A 22467-nucleotide genomic window follows, 5' to 3' on the forward strand; every position below is an offset into this window, starting at 1 on the left:
GGCGGTGAATCCGGCTGGAGCGATCCGGATGGAACTCTCCAGAAACGGTGAAAGGGGTTCAGGAAGGGGGCACACAGGGGTCGTGCGGTCCGTCGAGCGTAAGGCGCAAAAGCACGGGTCGCTCCTCCGCCAGGGGCCGTTGTGGGCGAACTCACCTGTGGTGTCACCGATTCGGCTGGACCGGATGCGGATGTCCGAACAGAGGGCGCGCGCGGGGTTGCACGCGCCGGTACCGTCAACGATATGGACACGTCCTGGTGGCTGGCGCTCGCGGCGGTGGTGCTGCTCGCGCTGGTCGCCACGCTCGTCGACGGCTGGGGACGCAGCCGTCGCCCGGCACGGCGCGGGAGGCGTCCGCCGGGGCGCGAGGAGCGTTCGCCGGCGCGCGCCGAGCGGCCGCGGCCGGGTGACATCTGGTGGGCGAACGTGCCCTACGGAAGCGGGCCGGGCACGTCGGACCGGCCCTGTCTGGTGCTGGCGGTGCACGGCAAGCGGGCGACGGTGGCGAAGATCACCAGCAAGTACCACGACGAGCGTGCCGGGGTGATCCCGCTGCCGCCGGGTTCCGTGGGCGACGCGCACGGCCGCCCGAGTTTCCTGGAGACGGACCAGCTGCGTCAGGTGCCGGTATGGGACTTCCGGCGCCGGGTGGGCGTGGTCGATCCGGTCCTGTGGGACCAGGTACGCCACCTGGCCACCTGAGTCCGCTGCGGTTCGGCAGCGCCCCGAAGGGGCGCGGGGCTGTATCGATATGCGGCTCCGCCGCGCGGGCCCGCCCAGCCACGACGGTGCCGCAGACGACCGACGGCATATCACGGCATCTGCAGCGGAGCGCTTGGGTCAGGGGACTCGTATCGTGACGGACCAGTTCTGGAGGCCCAGGCAGGAGACCTTGCCGGGGCCGGGTTCGGGGCACAGCGGGCGGGTCGAGGTGAGCCGTGCGGTGCCGGGGGTGACGGCCTCGTAGGCGGCGACCGCGTCACCCGGCAGGATGACGAAGCCCGGGTTGACGGGTTTCAGCGCGTCGCCGCTCGCGGTGAGCGGCTTCCAGGGGCGCTCGGCCGTGCCGTCCAGCGTGATCCGCACCACCCCGCCGCGCGCCAGGCACAGGCTGCGGCCGTTGTCGGCGGCGGTCAGCTCGGCCGTGGTCGCACAGCCGCCGGCCGTCGGCGCCGGGCTCGGCGGGCGCGCCGTGCCCGGTCCGGACGACGGGGCGGGAGCCGTGCGTGGGGCGGGAGTTGACCGCGGGGCAGGAGAGGAAGCCGGGGCCGAAGTGGACGCGGAGGCCGGGGAGGAGGGCGCCGTGCCGCCGCCCGCGCCCGTGCCCCCGCCGCAGCCCGCGAGCAGGATCGCGGCCGTCACGGCGGCGAGCGCCGTGCGGTGGATCGTCGTACCGCGCATGGGGTGACCGCCTTCCGCCGGGTGCCGGCCCCGGTACGGATGGGACGTGCCACCCGGGCGTGCGGATCCCGCGCGGTCCCCGGCCGGTGGACACCGGCCGGGGATGCCGCTCGGCGCTCTCGGCGGCGCCGGTGCGGCGGTGCTACGCCCAGAGCTGTCCCTGGAGCGTCTTGATGGCCTCTTCCGTCGTGGCCGCCGTGTAGACGCCGGTGGAAAGGTACTTCCAGCCGCCGTCGGCGACGATGAAGACGATGTCGGCGCTCTCGCCGGCCTGTACCGCCTTGCGGCCGACGCCGAGCGCGGCGTGCAGCGCGGCGCCCGTGGAGACGCCCGCGAAGACGCCCTCCTGCTGGAGGAGTTCACGGGTACGGGTGACCGCGTCGGCGGAGCCGACGGAGAAGCGGGTGGTGAGCACGGAGGGGTCGTACAGCTCGGGTACGAAGCCCTCGTCGAGGTTGCGCAGGCCGTACACCAGGTCGTCGTAGCGGGGTTCGGCGGCGACGATCTTCACGTCCGGCTTGTGCTCGCGCAGGAAGCGGCCGACGCCCATGAGGGTGCCGGTGGTGCCGAGGCCGGCCACGAAGTGGGTGATCGAGGGGAGGTCGGCCAGGATCTCCGGGCCGGTGGTGGCGTAGTGGGCGCCGGCGTTGTCCGGGTTGCCGTACTGGTAGAGCATCACCCAGTCCGGGTGCTCGGCGGCCAGTTCCTTGGCGACGCGTACGGCGGTGTTGGAGCCGCCCGCGGCCGGTGAGGAGATGATCTCGGCGCCCCACATGGCGAGCAGGTCCCGGCGCTCCTGCGAGGTGTTCTCGGGCATCACGCACACCATGCGGTAGCCCTTGAGCCTGGCCGCCATGGCCAGGGAGATGCCGGTGTTGCCGGAGGTGGGTTCCAGGACGGTGCAGCCGGGGGTGAGCCGGCCGTCCTTCTCCGCCTGCTCGATCATGTGCAGGGCCGGGCGGTCCTTGACGGAGCCGGTCGGGTTGCGGTCCTCCAGCTTGGCCCAGATCCGCACGTCGGCGGAGGGTGACAGGCGCGGCAGGCGGACGAGCGGTGTGCCGCCCACCGCGGCGAGCGGGGAGTCGTAGCGCATCGGGGACCAGCGGCCGTTCAGGCCATACCGCCGGCCACGGCCGGCAGGATCGTCACGGTGTCGCCGTCGGTCAGCTTGGTGTCGATGCCGTCGACGAACCGGACGTCCTCGTCGTTCAGGTAGACGTTGACGAAGCGGCGCAGCTTGCCGTCTTCCACGATGCGGGCCTGGATGCCCGCGTGCCGGGTGTCGAGGTCGGCGAACAGCGCGGCGAGGGTGTCGCCGCTGCCCTCCACCGCCTTCTGACCGTCGGTGTACTGGCGGAGGATGGTGGGGATGCGGACCTCGATGGCCATGGTTGCGGGCTCCTGTCGGAAGTGTCGGATCGGGGCGCACAGGGGGTCCCCGGGCTTTCGGCACCGGGGAGCGCCGCGGCTCAGGGCCGCACGGCGGCAGGGAAACGTCAACAGATGGCGCTGTTCAGCCTGCACAGATCGACGTGCAGCCGCGCCACGAGCAGCATGCCCGGCGCCTTCTCGCTCACGTCGTGGAGAACCATGGGGTCATCGTATCGATTCCCGGTCCGCTCCCTGGAAGACGATCTCACATCGTGGATGAATTCTGACCGAACTGTGGTCATGGGGCTCGGTCAGTACGCGTCGACGACCTTGACGTCCTCCTCGGTGACCTCGCCGTCGAGGATCCGGAAGGAGCGGAACTGGAACTCGCCGAGGCCGTCGGTGTCCGCCGTGGAGACCAGGACGTAGTGCGCGCCGGGCTCGTTGGCGTAGCCGATGTCGGTGCGGGAGGGGTAGGCCTCGGTCGCGGTGTGCGAGTGGTAGATGATCACCGGCTCCTCGTCGCGGTCGTCGAGGTCGCGGTAGAGCTTCAGGAGGTCCTGCGAGTCGAACTCGTAGAAGGTGGGCGAGCGGGCGGCGTTGAGCATCGGGACGAAGCGCTCGGGCCGGTCGGTGCCCGCGGGGCCGGCGACCACGCCGCACGCCTCGTCCGGGTGGTCCTCACGGGCGTGGGCGACGATCCGGTCGTACAGGTCCTGGGTGATGGTCAGCATGCGGGCAAGGATAAGCAGAGGGGCCGCTCCGTACCGAGGGTTGGTACGGAGCGGCCCATATGACGGACGCCCTGAGCGGCGGCCGCGGCGGGCGCCATGTGTGACGCGCCGCGGCCGGGCGTCCTCGGCGGCGGGGCCCCGATGCGGAGGCCCCGGCGGTCAGAGCACCTTCTCCAGTGCCGGTTCACGGGGCCCGGTGGTTCCCGGTGTGCGGTTCCTGAGGACCAGCCAGCCGATGCCGAGGGCCATCGCCCAGCCCGCCATCACATACAGGCAGATCCGGGAGTCGGCGTCGTAGGCGATCAGTCCGGTGACGAAGACCAGGAACGCGATGGCGATCCAGCTGCACACCGAGCCGCCCGGCGCCGGGAAGGAGGACGCGGGCAGCCGGCCCGAGACGACCTCGCGGCGGTAGCGGACGTGGCTGATCAGGATCATCAGCCAGGTCCAGATGCCGGCGGCGGTGGCGACGGAGGTGACGTAGCCGAACGCCTTCTCCGGGACGATGTAGTTGAGGACCACGCCGATGGCCATGAAGGCGACGGAGACCGTGATGCCGAGCGCGGGGGTCCTGCGGGCCGAGAGCCGGCCGAACGTCTTCGGGGCCTCGCCGTTGTCGGCGAGGGTGCGCAGCATGCGGCCCGTGGAGTACATGCCGGAGTTGCAGGACGACAGGGCCGCGGTGAGCACGACGAAGTTGACGATGCCGGCGCCGGCCGGGATGCCGATGACCGCGAACGCCTTCACGAAGGGGCTGACGCCCTCGGCGAACTCGGTCCACTTCACCACGCACAGGATGACGGTGAGCGCACCCACGTAGAAGAGCGCGATCCGCCAGGGCAGGGTGTTGATGGCCTTCGGGAGGGTCTTCTCCGGGTTCGCCGACTCGCCGGCGGTGACACCGACCAGTTCCACGGCGAGGTAGGCGAACATCACGCCCTGGAGGGTCATCAGGGACGAGCCGACGCCCTTGGGGAAGAAGCCGTCGAACTGCCACAGGTTGGAGACCGTGGCGGTGTCGCCCGCCGCGCTGAAGCCGAAGGTGAGCACGCCGAGGCCGATCACGATCATGCCGATGAGCGCGGTGACCTTGACCATCGAGAACCAGAACTCGATCTCGCCGAACAGCTTCACCGAGATCAGGTTGGCCACGAACAGGGCCAGCAGGAAGACCAGGGCCGTCACCCACTGCGGGACGGACGGGAACCAGTAGTGGACGTAGATCGCGGCGGCCGTCAGCTCGGCCATGCCGGTCACCACCCACATCAGCCAGTACGTCCAGCCGGTGAAGTAGCCGAAGAACGGGCCGAGGAATTCCCGTGAGTACTCGGCGAAGGAGCCCGAGACGGGCCGGTAGAGCAGCAGCTCGCCGAGCGCGCGCATGATGAAGAAGATGACGCCGCCGGCCAGGGCGTACATCAGGATGAGGCTGGGTCCGGCCTTGGCGATGTTCGCCCCGGCTCCCAGGAACAGACCGACGCCGATGGCGCCGCCGATCGCGATCATCTGGACCTGACGGCTGCCGAGCCCGCGCTCGTAGCCCTCTTCGGGTGCCTCGGTGACCTGCGCTGAGGTCATGTGCGGTGCGCCTTTCTCCATGCCGATCCGTGCCCTTCGTCGGGCCACGGACCGGGTCTCGATCCCCCCGGATGGATGGAGTGGGTGCCTGGCCGGTGGTCACCGGCTCGGTGGCGCACCCGGCCGAACATGGGTGGTGTTCGCCGGGCGGTCGTGAAGATGTACCACGACCACCCTGCTGATCACACCGGTGAACTGTGGCGCACACCACAGCAAAAAGGGGGCAAGCGACGCGCAATCACCACAAAAAGGGACGCATGGGTGACGCGATCGTTATCCGGATTTGAGCGTCCTCTGAGCGGACACGTCAAGGACGCGACATGGGCACATCCGGGTGCCGGCTCACCTCCTCGGCCGGCCGGCGGACGAGCCTGCGGGTCCGCGGGCCGCAGCGCGAGATGGTCCCGCGCGCCGGCGCGCCACCGGGCCGCCGACCCGGGCAGGGCGGTGCGCGCGACCCGGCGGCCCGGGCCGTGCCGGCGATCGCCCCGGCGGCGATTCCGGCCGCGGGCACGGCAGCCCGTGCCGGCAGCCGCGGCGCCGTGGGCAGCGCCGGCCCGATCAGGACGCGAGGAGGGGACGAATCAGGGCAAGAGTGTGGACACGAGGGTTTCCTGGAGCCCGCCCAGCCACAGGTACGCCATCACCATCGGCTTGCGCGGGTCCTCGTCCGGCAGCCGGTAGAGCAGATCCGTGTCGTCCTCGTCGGTGATCTCCAGCCGGGAGCCGATCGCCAGCCGAAGGTCGTTGAGCGCGCCCAGCCACTGCCGGGACTCCGCGGGCGACAGCTTGAGGACCGCGCCGCCCTCCCCCGCCGCGGCCAGCGCGTCCAGGGCGTGGATCACCGCGAGGGCGTTCTCCCGCTTGCCGGCCCGCAGGTCGTTCTCGGTGTAGCGGCGGAACTCGGCGGAGTACGCCTGTCGCTCCTCGGCCTCCTCGGCCGTGTCCGGCGCCCGCCCGGGGTCGCTGTAGGCGTCCGGAAAGAGACGGCGCAGCACCGGGTCGGCGGGCGGCTCGCTGGGGCCCTCGGTGAACAGCTCGGCGAGCGGGTCGGCTGGGGCGTCCGGGGCGGGTCCGGGGCCGATCAGCTCCAGCAGCTGGACGGCCAGCGACCGGATGATGGAGATCTCGACGTCGTCGAGCGCGACGGCGGCGCCGCCGCCGGGGAGCGGTTCGAAGTGTCCTGGCATCGGTGAGGTCGTTACTTCCGGTCCTGCTGGAGGGTGGCCCACAGACCGTAGCCGTGCATCGCCTGCACGTCGCGCTCCATCTCCTCGCGGCTACCGCTGGAGACGACCGCACGGCCCTTGTGGTGGACGTCGAGCATGAGCTTGGTGGCCTTGTCCTTGGGATAGCCGAAGTACGTCTGGAAGACGTACGTCACATAGCTCATGAGGTTGACCGGGTCGTTGTGCACGATGGTGACCCAGGGGACGTCGGGCTCGGGTACGGCGAAGACCTCCTCCGCCGACTCGGTGCGTTCGATCTCTACGGGCGCGGGTGACGTCACATGCCCATGCTGCCACGCCGGGCAAAAATCGTCACACTGACGAGATGGGGGTAGCATGCCACTCCATGGACACAGCAGACCTTGGGCTGCCGGTGGACGTTCCGTCGACGGCGCTCTTCACGGACCAGTACGAGCTGACGATGCTGCAGGCCGCCCTCAGGGCGGGCACCGCCGGGCGGCGCAGCGTGTTCGAGGTTTTCACCCGGCGGCTGCCGCACGGGCGCCGCTACGGCGTCGTGGCGGGCACCGGACGCGTGCTGGACGCGGTCGAGAACTTCCGCTTCGACGCGGGCGTCCTCGGCTTCCTGCGGGAGCGGCAGATCGTCGACGAGGAGACCCTTCAGTGGCTGTCCGGCTACCGCTTCGGCGGTGACATCTGGGGCTACCCGGAGGGCGAGGTGTACTTCCCCGGCTCGCCGCTGATGCGGGTGGAGGGGACGTTCGCCGAGTGCGTGCTCCTGGAGACGGTGATCCTGTCCATCCTCAACCACGACTCGGCCATCGCCGCCGCGGCCTCCCGGATGGCGTCGGCCGCCGGGAGGCGGCCGCTGATCGAGATGGGCGCCCGGCGCACCCACGAGCTGTCCGCCGTGGCCGCCGCGCGCGCCGCCTACATCGGCGGCTTCGCCACCACCTCGGACCTGGCCGCCGGCTTCCGCTACGGCATACCGACGGTGGGCACCTCCGCCCACGCCTTCACCCTGCTGCACGACCGCGAGCGGGACGCCTTCCGGGCCCAGGTGGACTCGCTCGGGCGGGGCACCACCCTGCTGGTGGACACCTACGACGTCGCCGAGGCCGTACGGACCGCCGTGGAGGTCGCCGGTCCCGAGCTGGGCGCGGTGCGCATCGACTCCGGGGACCTGCTGCTGGTCGCGCACCGGGTGCGGCAGCAGCTGGACGAGCTGGGCGCCGTCGACACGAAGATCGTCGTGACCTCGGACCTGGACGAGTACGCCATCGCCTCGCTCGCCGCGGCGCCCGTCGACGCGTACGGCGTCGGCACCCAGCTGGTGACCGGTTCCGGGCATCCGACCTGCTCGATGGTGTACAAGCTGGTGGCGCGCGCCGAGTCGGGCGACCCGCAGGCGCCGCTGCTGCCGGTGGCCAAGCGGTCCACCGGCGGCAAGACCTCCATCGGCGGGCGCAAGTGGGCCGCGCGGCGGCTCGACGCGGACGGGGTGGCGGAGGCCGAGGTCATCGGCACCGGGCCGGTGCCCGCGGAGCTGGCGGACCGGCAGCTCCTGGTCGAGCTGGTCAAGGGCGGCGAGGTGGTGGCCCGCGAACCGCTGGACGTCGTCCGCGACCGGCACGCCGCCGCCCGCGCCAATCTGCCGCTGTCCGCTACCCAGCTCTCGCGAGGGGAACCCGTCATTCCGACGGAGTATGTCCCGGGACGGTCGGGTAGCTAGAGCAGGACCGCACGCCCGCCCCGACGCCCCCCTCCCGGACCGCCGCCGAAGTCTCTAGGCTCGTATCTTCCCTCCCCGGGCTCTGGGAGCCGGGGACCGCCAGTCGAAGGACACCGACCATGCGCCGCGCCTTGATCGTCGTAGACGTGCAGAACGACTTCTGCGAGGGGGGCAGTCTCGCGGTGGCCGGGGGTGCCGATGTGGCCGCCGCCATCACCGAGCTGATCGGCCAGGCGCCGGCCGGCTACCGGCATGTGGTGGCGACCCGTGACCACCACATCGCGCCCGGTGGCCACTTCGCCGACAACCCCGACTACGTGCACTCCTGGCCCGCGCACTGCGTCGCCGGCACGGAGGGCGTGGGCTTCCACCCGAACTTCGCCCCCGCGGTCGCCTCCGGTGCGATCGACGCCGTCTTCGACAAGGGGGCGTACGCGGCGGCCTACAGCGGTTTCGAGGGCACCGACGAGAACGGCGTCCTGCTGGCCGACTGGCTCAGGACGCGTGGGGTCGACGAGGTGGACGTGGTGGGCATCGCCACGGACCACTGCGTGCGCGCCACCGCCCTGGACGCCCTGCGGGAGGGGTTCCGCACGAACGTCCTCCTGGACCTGACCGCCGGAGTGGCCGAGGACACAACGCAGCGCGCGATCGAGGCCCTACGCCAAGCAGGAGCAACCCTCACAGGCAAACCCCTCACCTGACCAAAGGGGCGCGAGGAACCGCGCACAGAACGACAACCCCGGCCCCCCGGCAAACCCCGCCCAGCCACCCACAGGGGCGCGGGGAACTGCGCGACCGGCCACAACACAGCCGCACCCGCCCGACAACCCCACACCCCCAAACCCACCGCGCACAGACCCCACCCGCGCCACAAAGGTCACCGCAAGATCAACAACCCCCCACGCCTAACCCAGCGGAGCGCTGGGGCGGAGGAGCGCCCTGATCGGATGCCACAGCTCGGTCACCAGATCCGCCGCGGTGACGTCGGCCGCGGGCGCGGTGCGCCATATCAGCCCGTCCGGATGGTGCAGGACCGCCGTGATCTCGTCCGGTGTCGGCGGAGCCGCGTTGCCCCGCAGATACACCGCCCGCATGCCCAGGTTGCGCAGCCGGGTCAGGGCCCGCGCCCGGTTCTGGGCGTGCACGAGCACCCGCACCCCGCACGCGGGCGTACCCGTGGGCGAGCCGTCGGCGGCGGGGCTGGGCAGGTTCAGTGCCACCACCACCGTGCCGTTCGGCAGCTTGCAGAAGCCTCCTGCGGCCATGCGGTCACATCCCCGTTTCGGTCGGTGTCAATAAGAGCGCCACAGGACGCACCTAAACACGATCGGCGGCGACCCGCCAAGGGGCCGCCGCCGATACGCCTCTGACCTGCGGAGATGCTGACTACTTCACCGCGGGACCGACCTCGATCTCGATCGTCGAGCCATCCTTGGCCTGCTTGTCGATCTTGATCTTGGTGTTGGTGTCAGTGATCTTGACACCACCGGCCGGGTTGGCCGGGTCGTAGTAGGTGTTGGTGTGGTCGTTGAAGACCGACACCCCCTTCGACGACTTGATCACGGTCGGCACGCCCGCCTTGTGCAGCGTGATGCCGTCCGTGCGCTCCAGGCTGAACGTCGAGTCGTAGGCCTGGATGCGGTTGCGCATCAGCGTGCCGTCGGTCCAGCGCAGCGCGGTCGGGTGCGAGTCGACCGGGAGGATCAGACCGGTGCCGGGGTGGCTGCCGGTGTTGTTGTCCTGCTGGGAGGTGTCCCACTTCCAGATCAACAGGCCGTTCTGGTACGGGTAGTGCTCCACCCAGTCCGGACGGGTCGTCGAGAAGCCGAAGTTGTACGGGCCGGTCTTCAACGTCGTGTCGTACGACTCGTACTGGCGGTTCTCGGCGATGTAGTACTGCTTGTAGTCCTTGGTGAAGGACGCGCCGACCCGGGAAAATCCGTTCGCCGTCCAGGCCGCGTCCGCGCTCTCCGCGTCGTCCGAGAAGACCGTCGCGCCGTCCGCGGTCACGGTGATCCGGTCGGCCGTGAAGCCCTTCTGCGCCACGCCGCCGTCGGTCTGGTAGCGGAAGCGCAGCTGGAACTTCTGGCCCGCGTAGGCGTCCAGCGGGTACGACAGCTTCTCGTAGCCGTCGATCGTGCCGGTCAGGGCCGGCTTGTCGCTGCCGTCGCGCGGGATGGGCCGGCCGTCCACCGTGCCGTCGAGCGCGGTCCAGTTGGCGCCGCCGTCGGTCGACACCTCGGTGTAGAGGTAGTCGTACTCGGCCTCGATGTCGTACCAGCCGTCCAGGGTCAGCACCGCCGAGGACGTGCCGGTCAGGTCGACGGAACGGGTCAGCGTGTTCTTGAGGTCGTCACCGCTGCCGCTCCACCACTGGGTCGCGCCCTGCGCCGGGGTGATGATCTCGGTCGTGACGGCCTTTTCGGGCAGCGTGACGACGAGGGCCTGCCGGTGCTTGGTGTTGTACTCGGCGAGGCCGAGCTTGTGCCAGGAGCTGATGCCGGCCTTGGCCACGTCGTAGTTCAGCCAGCCCAGTTGGAGCTTGTCCCAGGCGTTCATGTCGCCGGGCAGGTCACCGATGGCCTGCTGGCCACGGCCGAGCCAGGAACCGGACGACATCAGGGTCCAGAACCCGGTGGAGTTCTCGCCGCCCGCGGTGTCGTACTCGTCCGGCAGGCCGAGGTCGTGGCCGTACTCGTGGGCGAAGACGCCGAGGCCGCCGTTCTCCGGCTGGATGGTGTAGTCGCCGACCCAGATGCCGGTGCTGCCTATCTGCGCGCCGCCGAGTTTGTTGTAGTCGGGGCCGGTGGCGCCGGCGTCGGTGCCGAAGGCGTACCAGCGGTGGGCCCAGATGGCGTCCTCGCCCTGGACGCCGCCGCCGGCGGACTCGTCCTCGCCGGCGTGCACGATCTGGAAGTGGTCGATGTAGCCGTCGGGCTCGTTGAAGTCGCCGTCGCCGTCGAAGTCGTAGCGGTCCCACCGGTCGTACTGGGCCACGTCCGCCTTGATGTCGGCGTCCGTGCGGCCGGCCGCCTTCTGGTCGGCGACCCAGGCGTTCAGGCCGTCGCGGACGACGTTCCAGACGCTGGAGCAGGTGCTGCCGCCGCACGCGTTGTTGCCGTAACGGGCCTCGTTGTAGGGGACCTTGACCCAGTCGGAGACCTCGCCGTCCACCGAGTAGCGGCCCGAGGACTGCTTCTCGTAGTACTTCTTCAGCGACTCGGTCTTCTTGCCGGTGCCGAAGTAAAGGTCCTCGTAGTGCTTCTGGTTGTAGTCGGACTTCCAGTCGGTGCTGTTGTCCTTGGTGCGGTCCGGCGCCGCTATCTCGTTGTGCAGCGGGCCGGCGTCGCCGCCGTAGCGGGGGTCGACCTGGTCGCCGAACTCGACCAGGATCGTGAAGATCTTGTCGGTCTTCTCCCGGCCGAGTTCGACGTACTTGCTGTTGCCCTTCTTGCTGTCGAGCCGTACGACCTTCGAGCCGTCGCGGTCCTTCACCTGGGCCTTGCCGGCGATGACCTGGTCGAGGGCTTCCTGGCGCTGAGCCTCCTGGGTCTTGCTCAGCGGGCCGTCGAGGTCGTGTGTCTCCTGTTTCACCGGGGCCGGGTCGTGCCGGTTCGCGGCGGCCGACGCGGCCGTGGTGCTCGCCTCCGCGACGGCGAACGTCGCGAACGTGGCCGAGGCCGCCGCGAGCGCGACGCCGACCGCGGCGACTCTGAACGTCCAGGGTCTGCTGGTCACTTGAGTTCCTCCCCCGCGTCGCGCACACGGAATGGAGGGGTCCTGGCTTGGAGGTCCGTGCACGCCTGATCAACGCGTGTAGTCAAGTGACGACATTTGACTAGAGGTTTACGAGAAAAGACAGCCCTTGACTTGAGCAGGTCAACTGCACTATGGAGCGGCGGTGATTCGGGACGGATGCCCGTGGCATACCCAACCGGCGCGTGAGACCGTCCACTTGCTGGATGCATGACTCCGTGCGCCCCCTGTGCACCGGTACCGTGGGTTAGGCCACGCTTACCGGCCGTTCCGCTCGGGCATGCACGCGAATAGAGTCGAATGTGGAACGCCCGGAAGTCGGCGGAGAAGCCAGGCCGGTTGCCCGCCTCACCCCCAATATCCTCCGAGGACACGATTGCCATGCCTCGTCCGACTGCCGCACAGCTCGCCTACGGTTCCTGCACCGTGATCCTCTCGACGCTCGCCATGCTGCTGCTGTCGCAGACGAGTTCGGGAGCGGGGATCGCCGTGATCGCCCTCGCGGCGCTCGCCCTGGGGCTGCTGGTCGCCCTGACGGTTCCCCTGCCCAAGCCCCGTACGGTCGCCCCGGCGGCCGGGACGCCGGCCACCGCCGAGCGGGTGGTGCCGGCGCCGCGCAAGCCGGTGGCCGCCGTGGCCGAGCCCGTGCGCGAGCCCACCGCTCGCTGAGTGACACACGAAGTCGGCGGGTCCGTGAAGGATACGGACCCGCCGACTGCTGTTCGTTCCCGGCGGCTCGTGCGGCCCGCCGGACTCATCCGGTGCTGACCACCACCGTCTTGGCGGCCTTGTCGTGCAGGCCCTGTTTGTAGGGCCGGTCGAAGAAGCTCCAACCGCCGCAGATCGCGGTCCAGATGCAGGCGCAGCAGAACGCGAACGGGATCCACAGCACCAGCGCGCGCACCAGCGAGGTCTGCACGGAGGGCGTGGAGCCGTTGTCCAGGTTGGCCACGCGCATGCCGAGCCACTTCTTGCCCAGGGTCTGGCCCGTCCGGGAGATCAGGACGGTGTCGTAGGCGATGTAGAGCACGGCGGCGATCAGCGACTGCGCGAACGACTTGCCGACCTCGACCCTGTCGCTGTTCACCTGGTACTCGCGCACCCCGAAGGCCCAGGTGATCAGCCAGACGACGATGCCGACCAGGATCAGGTCGATGATGCGGGCGAGGGTGCGCTTGCCGCTGTCGGCGAGCGGGGGCATGCCGGCGAGCGGGTCGGCGGGCCCACCGCCGCCGCCGTAGGGTCCGGCTCCATAGGGCCCGCCCCCGTAGGACGGGGGCTGCTGACCGCCGTAGGGCGGGGGCTGCTCACCGCCGTACGGAGGCGGCTGCTGCCCGCCGCCGGGCGGAGGCTGCCCGCCTTCGCCGCCCCCGGGCGGGGGTTGGCCGCCTTCGCCGCCTCCTGGCGGGGGTTGGCCGCCTTCCCCGCCGCCGTGCGGGGTGTCGTAGGGCGAGCCCGACCCCGGGCCGGACGGGGGCCGCTTCCTGAACGGGTCTTCTTCCGGTGGCTGCTGTCCTGAGCCGGGGGGCGGTTCGCTGCTCATGGCCCGAGTGGACCGCGAACCGCCCGATTCCGCATCCGGCGGGCGGCCATCCGGGGTACGGAATCGAAGGGGCCGTACGACGGACCCACACCCGCCGCAACGGGCGTAGGGCCCTTGGTCAGCCCGCGACGAAGGTGTGGGCCGCCTTGTCGTGCCAGCACTGGTGCCACGGGCGGTCGAACAGGCACCAGGCGAAGCCGACGACACCGATGCCGAGCAGACCCGGGACGGTGTGCACGAGCCAGCGCCGCAGGGACGCGCCGAAGGCCGGCGGCTCATGGCCCTCGATGTCCCGCACCTCCAGGCCGCACAGCCGCTTGCCCAGGGTGCGGCCCCACTTGGCGGTGGGCAGCACCTCGTAGAGGACACCGGCGAGGAGCAGGACGGCGAGGACGATGCCGAGGTACGTGCCCGTCGTGCCGTCGAGCAGCCAGACCGTGACCGTGCGGCCGGAGAGCTTGGCCGCGTCGATCTTCTCCTGGATGTGGTCGGCCGCCCTGGTGCCGAGCGGTACGGCGGCCACGGCGGTGACGGCGCCGACGGCCACGGTGTCGACCAGCCGGGCCGCGAGCCGCTTGCCGAGCGCCGCGGGCCGGGCCGCCGCCTGCCGCCGCGCCATCGCCTGGAAGGGGTCCTCCACGGGCGGCTTCCAGGGCGCCACGGGCTGCTCGTCGCCGCCGCCCGCGAGCCGGTGCACCTGCTGGGCCCAGGAGGACTGCCCGCCGCCGGGCCCGGTGGTCACGGGGGTGGACTGCTGCGGTACGGCGGGAGCGGCGGTCCGGGCCGCGGCGCCCGCCGCCTGGCCCTCGCCCTGCGCCGCCGCGGCACGGGCCGCGGCGGCCTTGCCCGCCCCGAACCCGGGCCCGCCGGAACTGCCGCCGGGGGAAGCACCGGAGGAACCCGCACCGGGCGAAGCCGCACTGCCCGTGCCCGGAGCGCCGGCGGGAGCGGAGGCGGAACCGGCCGCGCCGGAGCCCTGTGCCGGGATCGCCGCGCCGGACCCGCCGGACCCGGCAGGACCCGGCTGCCCCGAGGGCGCGCCGAAGGCCGGCCCGCTCCGGTCGGCGGGGGCCGCCGCGCCCGGCTCCCCGGTGCGCGGCACCGCGCGGAAGGTCATGGTGCCCTCGTCCTCGGCGGCGGGCGCGGCGGCCGGGCCGGGGATGGGACGGCGGAAGACGAACGTGCCGCTCGCGGGCAGATCACCGGATTCGGCCGGCGGGATCGTCGCCGTGCCGTCGGTGCTGGTGGCCCGGCCGTCCGGCGCCGGCGGCGGATCGGCGGGCACCCGCGGGTCGGCCCCGGGCACCCGCGGGTCGGCGCCCCAGGAGATCCGGCGGTCCGGTTCGCCGCCGAAGCCGGACTGCCGGGACCGGTCGGCACCCCACGCGGATGCCGGCTCGGGCCCGGCGGGCTCGGGCTGCGGCCCGGCGGGCTCCGGCTGCGGGTCCTCGTCGAAGAAGTGCGGGCCGGTCTCCTCGACCGCGGGTGCGGCCGGACGCGTCCCGGGCGGCGGGGTGAGCGGTTCGCCGTCCCGGGGGGCTGGCCGGCTGGTGCCCGGCACCCAGGCGGCCCCGTTCCAGTACCGGACGTAGCCGGGGATGGAGGGGTCCGGGTAATAGCCCTCGCGTGGCCTGTCGTCGCCGGGGGCCGGGGTTGGGGCGCTCATGTCCGTCGTCCCGTATCTGCTCGGAAGTCGGTTGGGGGCCTCCACATCTATCAGACCCGGTGGCCCGCCACGGCCAGTCCGGCCGGACCCACTCCTTTCCGGGGATCCGCGCGCACCGGCTCCACAGCCGTGGGAAAAAGTTCTCCGAACCCGCGTAATGCCCGCGCCCCCGCCCTCTCTCCACTCGTACGGGACCGCCCGCGGCGCCCCGTACACCTGCCCGAGAGAGGAACCGCACGTCATGCACTGCACCGTGGTGGAGCGCGAACTGGAGCTGAGGCTCATCCTGTCGCCGGAGCGCAGCGTGCCGGTCCCGGCGCGGCTCTCCTACCGCACCGACGACCCGTACGCCGTCCACATCAGCTTCCACATCAACTCCGAGCAGCCCGTCCACTGGACGTTCGCCCGCGAACTGCTGGTCGAGGGGGTGTTCCGGCCGTGCGGGCACGGGGACGTGCGGGTATGGCCGACCAAGGCGAGCGGCCGCAGCGCCGTGCTGATGGCGCTCAGCTCGCCCGACGGCGACGCCCTGCTGGAGGCGCCGACCACCCTGGTGTCCGCCTGGCTCGAGCGGACCCTGCGGATGGTGCCGCCGGGCTCCGAGGCGGAGCAGCTGGGCCTCGACGACGCGCTCCACCAGTTGCTCGCCCGGTGACGCCGGGTGCGGCGCGGGGTCAGAACAGCTTGCCCGGGTTGAGGATGCCCAGCGGGTCGAAGACCTGCTTGACGGCGCGCTGCAGCTCCACGCCGACCGGACCGATCTCCTGGGCCAGCCACTCCTTCTTCAGGACGCCGACGCCGTGCTCGCCGGTGATGGTGCCGCCCAGCCTGAGGCCGAGGGCCATGATCTCGTCGAAGGACTCGCGGGCCCGCCGGGACTCCTCGGCGTCCTGGGCGTCGAAGCAGACGGTGGGATGGGTGTTGCCGTCGCCGGCGTGCGCGCACACCCCGATGGTCAGCCGGTACTTGTCGGCGATGCGCTCGACGCCCTCCAGCATCTCGCCCAGCCGGGAGCGGGGCACGCACACGTCGTCGATCATCGTGGTGCCCTTGACCGCCTCCAGCGCGGTCAGGGACAGCCGGCGGGCCTGAAGGAGCAGGTCGGACTCGGCGGCGTCGTCGGCGGGGACCACCTCGGTGGCGCCGGCGGCCTCGCACAGCGCGCCGACGGCGGCCAGGTCGGCGGTCGGGTCGGGGGTGTCGAACGCGGCCAGCAGCAGCGCCTCGGTGGACTCCGGCAGGCCCATGTGGGCGAGGTCGTTGACGGCCTTGACCGTCGTCCGGTCCATGAGTTCCAGCAGGGACGGCACATGGCCGCCCGCCATGATCCGGCACACCGCGTCGCAGGCGGCGGCCGCGGAGGCGAACTCGGCCGCGAGCACCAGTTGCCGCGGCGGCTTGGGCTTCAGCGCGAGGACGGCTCGTACGACGATGCCGAGCGAGCCCTCGGAGCCGACGAACAGGCGGGTCAGGTCGTACCCCGCCACTCCCTTCGCGGTGCGGCGGCCGGTGGACAGCAGGCGGCCGTCGGCGAGGACGACGTCCAGGCCGAGCACGTACTCGGCGGTCACCCCGTACTTCACACAGCACAGGCCGCCGGAGGCGGTGCCGATGTTGCCGCCGATGGTGCACATCTCCCAGCTGGAGGGGTCCGGCGGGTAGTACAGGCCGTGCTCCTCGACCGCGCGGGAGAGCGTGGCGTTGACGACTCCGGGCTCGACGACGGCGACGCGGTCGACCGGGCTGATCTCCAGGATGCGGTCCATCTTGGTGAGGGACAGCACGATGCAGCCGTCGGCGGCGTTGGCGCCGCCGGACAGGCCGGTGCGGGCGCCCTGCGGGACGACGGGGACGCGCAGTTCGGTGGCGGTGCGCATGACGTGCTGGACCTCTTCGACCGTGCGCGGCAGCACCACCACGGCCGGGCTGCCGGCCGGGCAGAAGCTCGCCATGTCGTTGGCGTACGAGGTCGTGACGTCGGGATCGGTGAGGACGGCCTCGGCCGGCAGGCCCGCGCGGAGCCGGTCGGTCAGGTCGCCCAAGGCTGTGTCGGGTGCGGCTTCGATTCGGCTCATGATCACAGCCTCGCACCCGGGGCCATCGGTGTGAACCCCATCGGGGGCGCGCCTTCGGCTGCCGGACTGCGGTGGTCATATGAACGCACAGTATGACTATGGAGAACGAACAGTCCGGTCCTGGCACGTCCCTGGTGGCCGCCGCGCCGCGGCGGCGCGGTCGCGTGCTGCGGCGGGTGCTGGTCACCCTGGTGACGGCCGGTACCGCGGGTGCCGCCGGATACATCGGAGTGCTGATGCTGCTGCCGCCCCCGCAGCCGCCGCCGGTCCGGCCGCCCGCGCCCGCGCCGGGCCCGCCGCAGCTCACCACGGTGACCGCCGGGATGCCCGCCGCGCTGCCCGGCCTTGCGGCACTCATCAGGGACCGGGAGCTGTATCTGCGGACGCATCCGCGGGACGCACAGGCATGGGCCGTGCTGGGAACGGCCTATGTGGAGCACGGACGCAGAACCGCGGACGCCCAGAACTTCCCGAAGGCCGAGACCGCGCTGCGGGCCTCCCTGCGGGAGCGGCCGACGGCCAACGCGCAGGCCCTCGACGGGCTGGCGGCCCTCGCCAACGCCCGGCGGGACTTCGGCGAGGCCAGGCGGCAGGGCGAGCAGGCGCTGACGCTCCAGCCCCCGCGCTGGACGACGTACGCGCTGCTGATCGACGCCTATACCGGGCTCGGTGACTACGAGGCGGCCCGCGGCACGCTGGACAAGCTGATGGCGCTGCGCACCTCGCCCGCCGAACGCCCGGCGGTGATGGCGCGTGCCTCCGCCGTCTACCGCGACCGGGGCTGGCGCGAGGACGCGGCGGCGCAGCTCGCGGACGCCGCGGCGACCGCCGGTACCCCCGCCGAACAGGCCGCCTACCTGGAGCAGGCGGGGCAGCTTGCGTGGGAGCGCGGGGACCGGGAGGACGCGCTGCGGCACTTCGAGGCGGCCGTCCGGCTGGACCCGGACCAGCGGGCCGCGCTCGCCGGGCAGGGACGGGCGCTGGCCGCGCTGGGCCGCACGGCGCAGGCGGTCGACGCCTATGTCCTCGCGCTGACGGGCCGGCCGTCCCCGCAGTACGCGCTGGAACTGGGCGAGCTGTACGAGTCGCTGGGCATGGTGCAGGAGGCCCGGGGCCAGTACGACCTGCTGCGGCAGCGCGCGGAGCGGGACATCGCGGGCGGGGTCGACGACGACCTGGTCATCGGGCAGTACGAGGCGGACCACGGCGACCCGCAGGAGGCGGTGCGGCGGCTGCGCGGCGAGTGGGAACGGCAGCCGGGGATCGAGGTGGCGGACGCGCTGGGCTGGGCGCTGTACCGGTCCGGGGACCCGGATGAGGGGCTGGAGTACGCGGAGAAGGCGACGGACAAGACGAAGGGCGGCGGCGTGCGCAGCGCGCTGTACGTCTTCCACCGCGGCATGATCGAACGCGACCTGGGCGAGTACTCCCTGGCTCGCCGCCACCTCAAGGAGGCCCTGCAGATCAACCCGTACTTCTCCCCCACCCGGGCGGCCCAGGCGAGAGCGGCCCTGCAGTCCCTGGGCGACCCCCCGGACGACCCGGCCCCCGCCTGGTGAACCGCCGCGGGGGCCCCGGCGAGGTACCGCCGGGGCCCCCGGACCCCGCGGCCCGGACCTGTGCCGGGCCGGAGGTGGGCTCAGAGGTTGCCGCGTCGCTCCTGTTCCCGCTCGATCGCCTCGAACAGGGCCTTGAAGTTGCCCTTGCCGAAGCCCATCGAGCCATGGCGTTCGATGATCTCGAAGAAGACGGTCGGGCGGTCCTGGACCGGCTTGGTGAAGATCTGCAGCAGATAGCCGTCCTCGTCGCGGTCGGCGAGGATCTTCAGCTCACGGAGGGTGTCGACCGGGACGCGGGTGTCCCCGACCCAGTCGCCGAGGGTGTCGTAGTAGGCGTCGGGGGTGTCCAGGAACTCGACGCCGGCCGCGCGCATGGTGCGTACGGTCTGGACGATGTCGTTGGTGCTGAGGGCGATGTGCTGGACGCCGGCGCCGCCGTAGAACTCCAGGTACTCGTCGATCTGGGACTTCTTCTTGGCGAGCGCGGGCTCGTTGATCGGGAACTTGACCTTGAGCGTGCCGTCGGCCACGACCTTGGACATCAGGGCGCTGTACTCGGTCGCGATGTCGTCGCCCACGAACTCCTTCATGTTCGTGAAGCCCATGACCTTGTTGTAGAAGCCGACCCACTCGTTCATGCGGCCGAGTTCCACGTTGCCGACGCAGTGGTCGACGGCCTGGAAGGTCCTCCGGGCGGGGGGCTCGACGATCGGGTCGGCGGCGGCGTAGCCGGGCAGGTAGGGCCCGTCGTAGCCGGAGCGTTCCACCAGGGTGTGCCGGGTCTCGCCGTACGTCGCGATCGCGGCGAGGACGACCGTGCCGTGCGCGTCCTTCAGCTCGTACGGCTCCGCCACGGAGCGGGCGCCGTGCTCGACGGCGTAGGCGTGGGCGGCGCGCGCGTCCGGCACCTCGATGGCGAGGTCGACGACGCCGTCACCGTGCTCGGCCACGTGCTGGGCGAGGAAGCGGCCCCAGTCGGTGGCGGGCTTGATCACGGAGGTGAACACGAAGCGGGCGGAGCCGTTCTCCAGGACGTAGCTAGCAGTCTCGCGGCTGCCGTTCTCCGGTCCGAAGTAGGCGACCAGCCGCATGCCGAAGGCGGTGGAGTAGTAGTGCGCGGCCTGCTTGGCGTTGCCCACGGCGAAGACGACCGCGTCCATTCCCTTGACCGGGAAGGGGTCGGCCTGCCGTGCGGTGTCGGGCGTGTGCTGTGAGTTCGCATCGATTACGGCCATAGCGGAAGCCTGGCTCCGGCCTGCAAGGTGCGCAATAGTTTGCGTATCCACTGGGCAATCTGTAGGGCCGAACGGCCGTATCGGCGGCCCATCTGTACAGGATGACCACCGCGGGAGGCGCGATGGCGATCGATCATCTGGACGGGCGCATCATCGTCCTGCTGGCCCGGGAGCCGCGGATCGGCGTACTGGAGATGTCCCGCCGGCTGGGTGTCGCCCGGGGCACCGTGCAGGCGCGGCTGGACCGGCTCCAGTCCCACGGTGTCATCCGCGGCTTCGGCCCGCAGGTGGATCCGGCGGCCCTCGGCTATCCCGTCACCGCCTTCGCCACGCTGGAGATCCGGCAGGGCCAAGGGCCCGACGTGCGGGCGCACTTGGCTTCCGTGCCGGAGGTGCTGGAGCTGCACACCACCACCGGGACCGGGGACATGCTGTGCCGTCTGGTGGCCCGCTCGAACGCCGATCTGCAGCGGGTGATCGACCGGGTCGTCGGTTTCGAGGGCATCGTCCGCGCCGCCACGGCGATCGTCATGGAGAACCCGGTCCCACTGCGGATCATCCCGCTGGTGGAACAGGCGTCAGGGGACCGGGCAGCGCCTTGAAGGGGCGCGGGGCTGTATCGATATGCGGCTCCTCCAGCGGAGCGCCTAGCAGGTCGGGACCGAGGGCTTGTTCTTCTCCAGGGCGACCAGGGAGTCCACCGCGCCCTTGAGCGTGGTGACGGGGATCAGCCGCAGCCCCTTCGGCAGTTCCGCCTTGGCGTCGGCGCACTCCGCCTTCGGCACCAGGAACACCGTCGCCCCGTCCCGCCGGGCCGCCTGCGTCTTCAGGGACACACCGCCCACCGCCCCGACGGTCCCGTCGGTGTCGATCGTGCCCGTGCCGGCGATGGTGCGCCCGCCGGTGAGGTCGCCGCCGCTGCCGTCGCCGTCCAGCTTGTCCACGATCCCGAGGGAGAACAGCAGGCCTGCGCTGGGGCCGCCGACGTCCGCGAGCCGCAACGTGACCTTGACGTTCTTGTCGGTCAGATCGAGGTAGCCCAGCGCGGCCCGAGTGGCGGCGTCCTGGGACTGCTGCATCTGCTCGACGTTGTGCCGCTCGATCTCCTTGACGCTGTTCCCGCTCGGATAGACCGAGTCGCGCGGCATGACCGCCCGGTCCGTGCGGAACCAGTTGTCGATCACGTCGCCGAGCGAGACGTTCGCGTCCGGGGAGGTGGCCTCGATGGTCGTCATCCGCAGTTCGCCGCTCGTCCGCCGGCTCGGCGCACCGGAGATGGTGATCACCTCGGTGCCCCTGTTCGCGCCGAGCACGTTCGCCGTCATCCCGGGCTGCGCCACCGAGAACGGCAGCGGCGCGAAGACCGCGGTGGCGATCAGTGCCGCGACGGGCAGGGCACAGACGGCGACGGCCTGGAGGCGCGTGAGACGAGAGAGCACGGGGTCAATCTAACGCGACCCGCCCACCGGGCCACCGCCCGCCCAACCCCACCCACCACGGCAAACACCCCGCCAAACGGCACCGCCAGCGGAGGCCGCGCCCCTCAGGGGCGCGGGGAACTGCGCGACAAGCCACAACGCACCCACACCCGACCACCGACCGCACGGGCTGAGGGTGCCATGTGATCCCGGCCAGGGGGCCGCGCCCCTCAGGGGCGCGGGGAACTGCGCGACAAGCCACAACGCACCCACACCCGACCACCGACCGCATGGGCTGAGGGTGCCGCAAGCCGGAGGCGCCGTCAGCGAAGGGCCTCGGCGACCTCTCGCGCCGCGTCCAGGACCCGGGGACCGACCCGCTCCGGGACGGAGTCCGCCAGCATCACCACACCGACGCTGCCCTCCACCCCGGTCACCCCGATCAGCGGCGCCGCCGCCCCGCAGGCCCCGGCCTCCAACTCGCCCTGGATCAGGGTGTAACCGGGGTCCGCGGGCGGCGCCTGCCGGGCCGCGAGGATCGCCCGGCCCGCGGCCCCGCGGTCCAGCGGATGCCGGAACCCCGCCCGGTACGCCACGTGATAGTCCGTCCACGTGGGCTCCACGACGGCGACCGCCAGCGCGTCCGAGCCGTCCACCAGCGTCAGATGGGCCGTCGCCCCGATGTCCTCGGCCAGCGACCGCAGCGCGGGCAGCGCGGCCTCCCGTACCAGCGGATGCACCTGCCGACCGAGCCGCAGCACGCCCAGTCCGACCCGGGCCCGACCGCCCAGGTCGCGCCGGACGAGCGCATGCTGTTCGAGCGTGGCGAGCAGCCGGTACACCACGGTCCGGTTCACGCCCAGTCGATGGGAAAGCTCGGTGACGGTCAGCCCGTGGTCCGTGTCGGCCAGCAGCTTGAGGACCCGCAGTCCCCTGTCGAGCGTCTGGGAGGTCTCCGCGGTCACGACGCCCACTCCTTAGGTGGTGAGGTCGGCGACCTACTGGTGGCGGTTGCGTCACCGAGTCCCGTCGGCGAGGCGTTTCAGAGGCCGCCGATCGGCAGGACGGCCCGGCGGCTCCGGGCCCAGTCGCTTCACGGCTGCGCTCCGCGGCGGCGCTGCCACGGGGCGTGTGCGTATCCGGACAGTAGCGAAGCCGGTTCGCTGAGCGGAAGCCTCCGTCCAGAATCCGGGCACCCCCCGGTAT

23 protein-coding genes are annotated in these 22467 nt (G+C 71.7%); 7 read left to right on the forward strand and 16 right to left on the reverse strand.

Going from position 1 to position 22467, the window contains the following annotated elements; translation table 11 throughout:
* Window positions 1–243: 243 nt before the first annotated feature.
* The gene (locus tag ACIRFL_RS18485; RefSeq protein ID WP_404029547.1) at window positions 244–702 is read left to right on the forward strand and encodes a type II toxin-antitoxin system PemK/MazF family toxin; all 459 of its coding nucleotides are present in this window, start codon (window positions 244–246) and stop codon (window positions 700–702) included.
* Window positions 703–840: 138 nt separating this feature from the next.
* On the opposite strand, the gene ACIRFL_RS18490 is transcribed toward ACIRFL_RS18485, so the two are convergent.
* The 8 genes from ACIRFL_RS18490 to clpS form a co-directional block, all read right to left on the reverse strand.
* Complete coding sequence (locus ACIRFL_RS18490) at window positions 841–1401, reverse strand: hypothetical protein (protein WP_404029549.1); 561 nt, start codon at window positions 1399–1401, stop codon at window positions 841–843.
* 142 nt (window positions 1402–1543) lie between these two features.
* The gene (locus ACIRFL_RS18495) at window positions 1544–2494 is read right to left on the reverse strand and encodes a PLP-dependent cysteine synthase family protein (protein ID WP_404029551.1); all 951 of its coding nucleotides are present in this window, start codon (window positions 2492–2494) and stop codon (window positions 1544–1546) included.
* A gap of 17 nt (window positions 2495–2511) precedes the next feature.
* On the reverse strand, window positions 2512–2790 hold the full coding sequence (locus ACIRFL_RS18500; protein ID WP_404029552.1) for a MoaD/ThiS family protein: 279 nt from the start codon (window positions 2788–2790) through the stop codon (window positions 2512–2514).
* Between the two features lie 107 nt (window positions 2791–2897).
* Window positions 2898–2993 carry a putative leader peptide gene (locus ACIRFL_RS18505; RefSeq protein ID WP_376523835.1) on the reverse strand — a complete coding sequence of 32 codons (96 nt, stop codon included), beginning with the start codon at window positions 2991–2993 and terminating at the stop codon, window positions 2898–2900.
* A gap of 90 nt (window positions 2994–3083) precedes the next feature.
* Window positions 3084–3506, reverse strand: a complete 423-nt coding sequence (locus ACIRFL_RS18510) for a Mov34/MPN/PAD-1 family protein (RefSeq protein ID WP_404029554.1) — start codon at window positions 3504–3506, stop codon at window positions 3084–3086.
* A gap of 159 nt (window positions 3507–3665) precedes the next feature.
* Entirely contained in the window at window positions 3666–5084 is a 1419-nt protein-coding gene (locus ACIRFL_RS18515) for an amino acid permease (protein WP_404029556.1), read from the reverse strand.
* A 584-nt stretch (window positions 5085–5668) separates the two neighbouring features.
* Window positions 5669–6274: a DUF2017 domain-containing protein gene (locus ACIRFL_RS18520; protein ID WP_404029558.1), complete on the reverse strand. Its 606-nt coding sequence runs from the start codon at window positions 6272–6274 to the stop codon at window positions 5669–5671.
* 11 nt (window positions 6275–6285) lie between these two features.
* Window positions 6286–6651 carry an ATP-dependent Clp protease adapter ClpS gene (clpS, locus tag ACIRFL_RS18525; protein WP_351736352.1) on the reverse strand — a complete coding sequence of 122 codons (366 nt, stop codon included), beginning with the start codon at window positions 6649–6651 and terminating at the stop codon, window positions 6286–6288.
* Window positions 6652–6659: 8 nt separating this feature from the next.
* Here clpS and ACIRFL_RS18530 point away from each other — a divergent pair, with 8 nt between their 5' ends.
* Entirely contained in the window at window positions 6660–8006 is a 1347-nt protein-coding gene (locus tag ACIRFL_RS18530; RefSeq protein ID WP_404029560.1) for a nicotinate phosphoribosyltransferase, read from the forward strand.
* A 119-nt stretch (window positions 8007–8125) separates the two neighbouring features.
* The gene (locus ACIRFL_RS18535; protein WP_404029562.1) at window positions 8126–8710 is read left to right on the forward strand and encodes an isochorismatase family protein; all 585 of its coding nucleotides are present in this window, start codon (window positions 8126–8128) and stop codon (window positions 8708–8710) included.
* Between the two features lie 204 nt (window positions 8711–8914).
* On the opposite strand, the gene ACIRFL_RS18540 is transcribed toward ACIRFL_RS18535, so the two are convergent.
* Window positions 8915–9274 carry a hypothetical protein gene (locus tag ACIRFL_RS18540; RefSeq protein ID WP_404029563.1) on the reverse strand — a complete coding sequence of 120 codons (360 nt, stop codon included), beginning with the start codon at window positions 9272–9274 and terminating at the stop codon, window positions 8915–8917.
* Between the two features lie 121 nt (window positions 9275–9395).
* Complete coding sequence (locus ACIRFL_RS18545) at window positions 9396–11747, reverse strand: immune inhibitor A domain-containing protein (protein WP_404029564.1); 2352 nt, start codon at window positions 11745–11747, stop codon at window positions 9396–9398.
* Window positions 11748–12146: 399 nt separating this feature from the next.
* Between ACIRFL_RS18545 and ACIRFL_RS18550 the strand changes: the two genes are divergently transcribed.
* Window positions 12147–12434 (forward strand): hypothetical protein, encoded by a 288-nt coding sequence (locus ACIRFL_RS18550; protein ID WP_404029566.1) that lies wholly within the window; start codon window positions 12147–12149, stop codon window positions 12432–12434.
* An 85-nt stretch (window positions 12435–12519) separates the two neighbouring features.
* Here ACIRFL_RS18550 and ACIRFL_RS18555 read toward each other — a convergent pair whose 3' ends face one another.
* Complete coding sequence (locus tag ACIRFL_RS18555) at window positions 12520–13308, reverse strand: RDD family protein (RefSeq protein ID WP_404029567.1); 789 nt, start codon at window positions 13306–13308, stop codon at window positions 12520–12522.
* Between the two features lie 118 nt (window positions 13309–13426).
* The gene (locus tag ACIRFL_RS18560) at window positions 13427–14974 is read right to left on the reverse strand and encodes an RDD family protein (protein WP_404029569.1); all 1548 of its coding nucleotides are present in this window, start codon (window positions 14972–14974) and stop codon (window positions 13427–13429) included.
* A gap of 241 nt (window positions 14975–15215) precedes the next feature.
* On the opposite strand from ACIRFL_RS18560, the gene ACIRFL_RS18565 reads away from it, so the two are divergent.
* Entirely contained in the window at window positions 15216–15629 is a 414-nt protein-coding gene (locus tag ACIRFL_RS18565) for an SsgA family sporulation/cell division regulator (RefSeq protein WP_404029570.1), read from the forward strand.
* 19 nt (window positions 15630–15648) lie between these two features.
* On the opposite strand, the gene ACIRFL_RS18570 is transcribed toward ACIRFL_RS18565, so the two are convergent.
* The gene (locus ACIRFL_RS18570) at window positions 15649–17055 is read right to left on the reverse strand and encodes an FAD-binding oxidoreductase (RefSeq protein WP_404029572.1); all 1407 of its coding nucleotides are present in this window, start codon (window positions 17053–17055) and stop codon (window positions 15649–15651) included.
* Window positions 17056–17147: 92 nt separating this feature from the next.
* Between ACIRFL_RS18570 and ACIRFL_RS18575 the strand changes: the two genes are divergently transcribed.
* Window positions 17148–18608 carry a tetratricopeptide repeat protein gene (locus ACIRFL_RS18575; RefSeq protein WP_404029573.1) on the forward strand — a complete coding sequence of 487 codons (1461 nt, stop codon included), beginning with the start codon at window positions 17148–17150 and terminating at the stop codon, window positions 18606–18608.
* An 80-nt stretch (window positions 18609–18688) separates the two neighbouring features.
* On the opposite strand, the gene hppD is transcribed toward ACIRFL_RS18575, so the two are convergent.
* The gene (gene hppD / locus ACIRFL_RS18580; protein WP_404029574.1) at window positions 18689–19843 is read right to left on the reverse strand and encodes a 4-hydroxyphenylpyruvate dioxygenase; all 1155 of its coding nucleotides are present in this window, start codon (window positions 19841–19843) and stop codon (window positions 18689–18691) included.
* A gap of 122 nt (window positions 19844–19965) precedes the next feature.
* On the opposite strand from hppD, the gene ACIRFL_RS18585 reads away from it, so the two are divergent.
* Window positions 19966–20445: an Lrp/AsnC family transcriptional regulator gene (locus ACIRFL_RS18585; RefSeq protein WP_404029575.1), complete on the forward strand. Its 480-nt coding sequence runs from the start codon at window positions 19966–19968 to the stop codon at window positions 20443–20445.
* A gap of 45 nt (window positions 20446–20490) precedes the next feature.
* On the opposite strand, the gene ACIRFL_RS18590 is transcribed toward ACIRFL_RS18585, so the two are convergent.
* Together ACIRFL_RS18590 and ACIRFL_RS18595 are read right to left on the reverse strand one after the other, a co-directional pair.
* Window positions 20491–21282: a S16 family serine protease gene (locus ACIRFL_RS18590; RefSeq protein WP_404029577.1), complete on the reverse strand. Its 792-nt coding sequence runs from the start codon at window positions 21280–21282 to the stop codon at window positions 20491–20493.
* A gap of 302 nt (window positions 21283–21584) precedes the next feature.
* Complete coding sequence (locus tag ACIRFL_RS18595; RefSeq protein WP_404029579.1) at window positions 21585–22226, reverse strand: IclR family transcriptional regulator; 642 nt, start codon at window positions 22224–22226, stop codon at window positions 21585–21587.
* Window positions 22227–22467 lie beyond the last annotated feature (241 nt).

Source organism: Streptomyces sp. NPDC102462, assembly GCF_044765425.1.
Classification (GTDB): Bacteria; Actinomycetota; Actinomycetes; order Streptomycetales; family Streptomycetaceae; genus Streptomyces.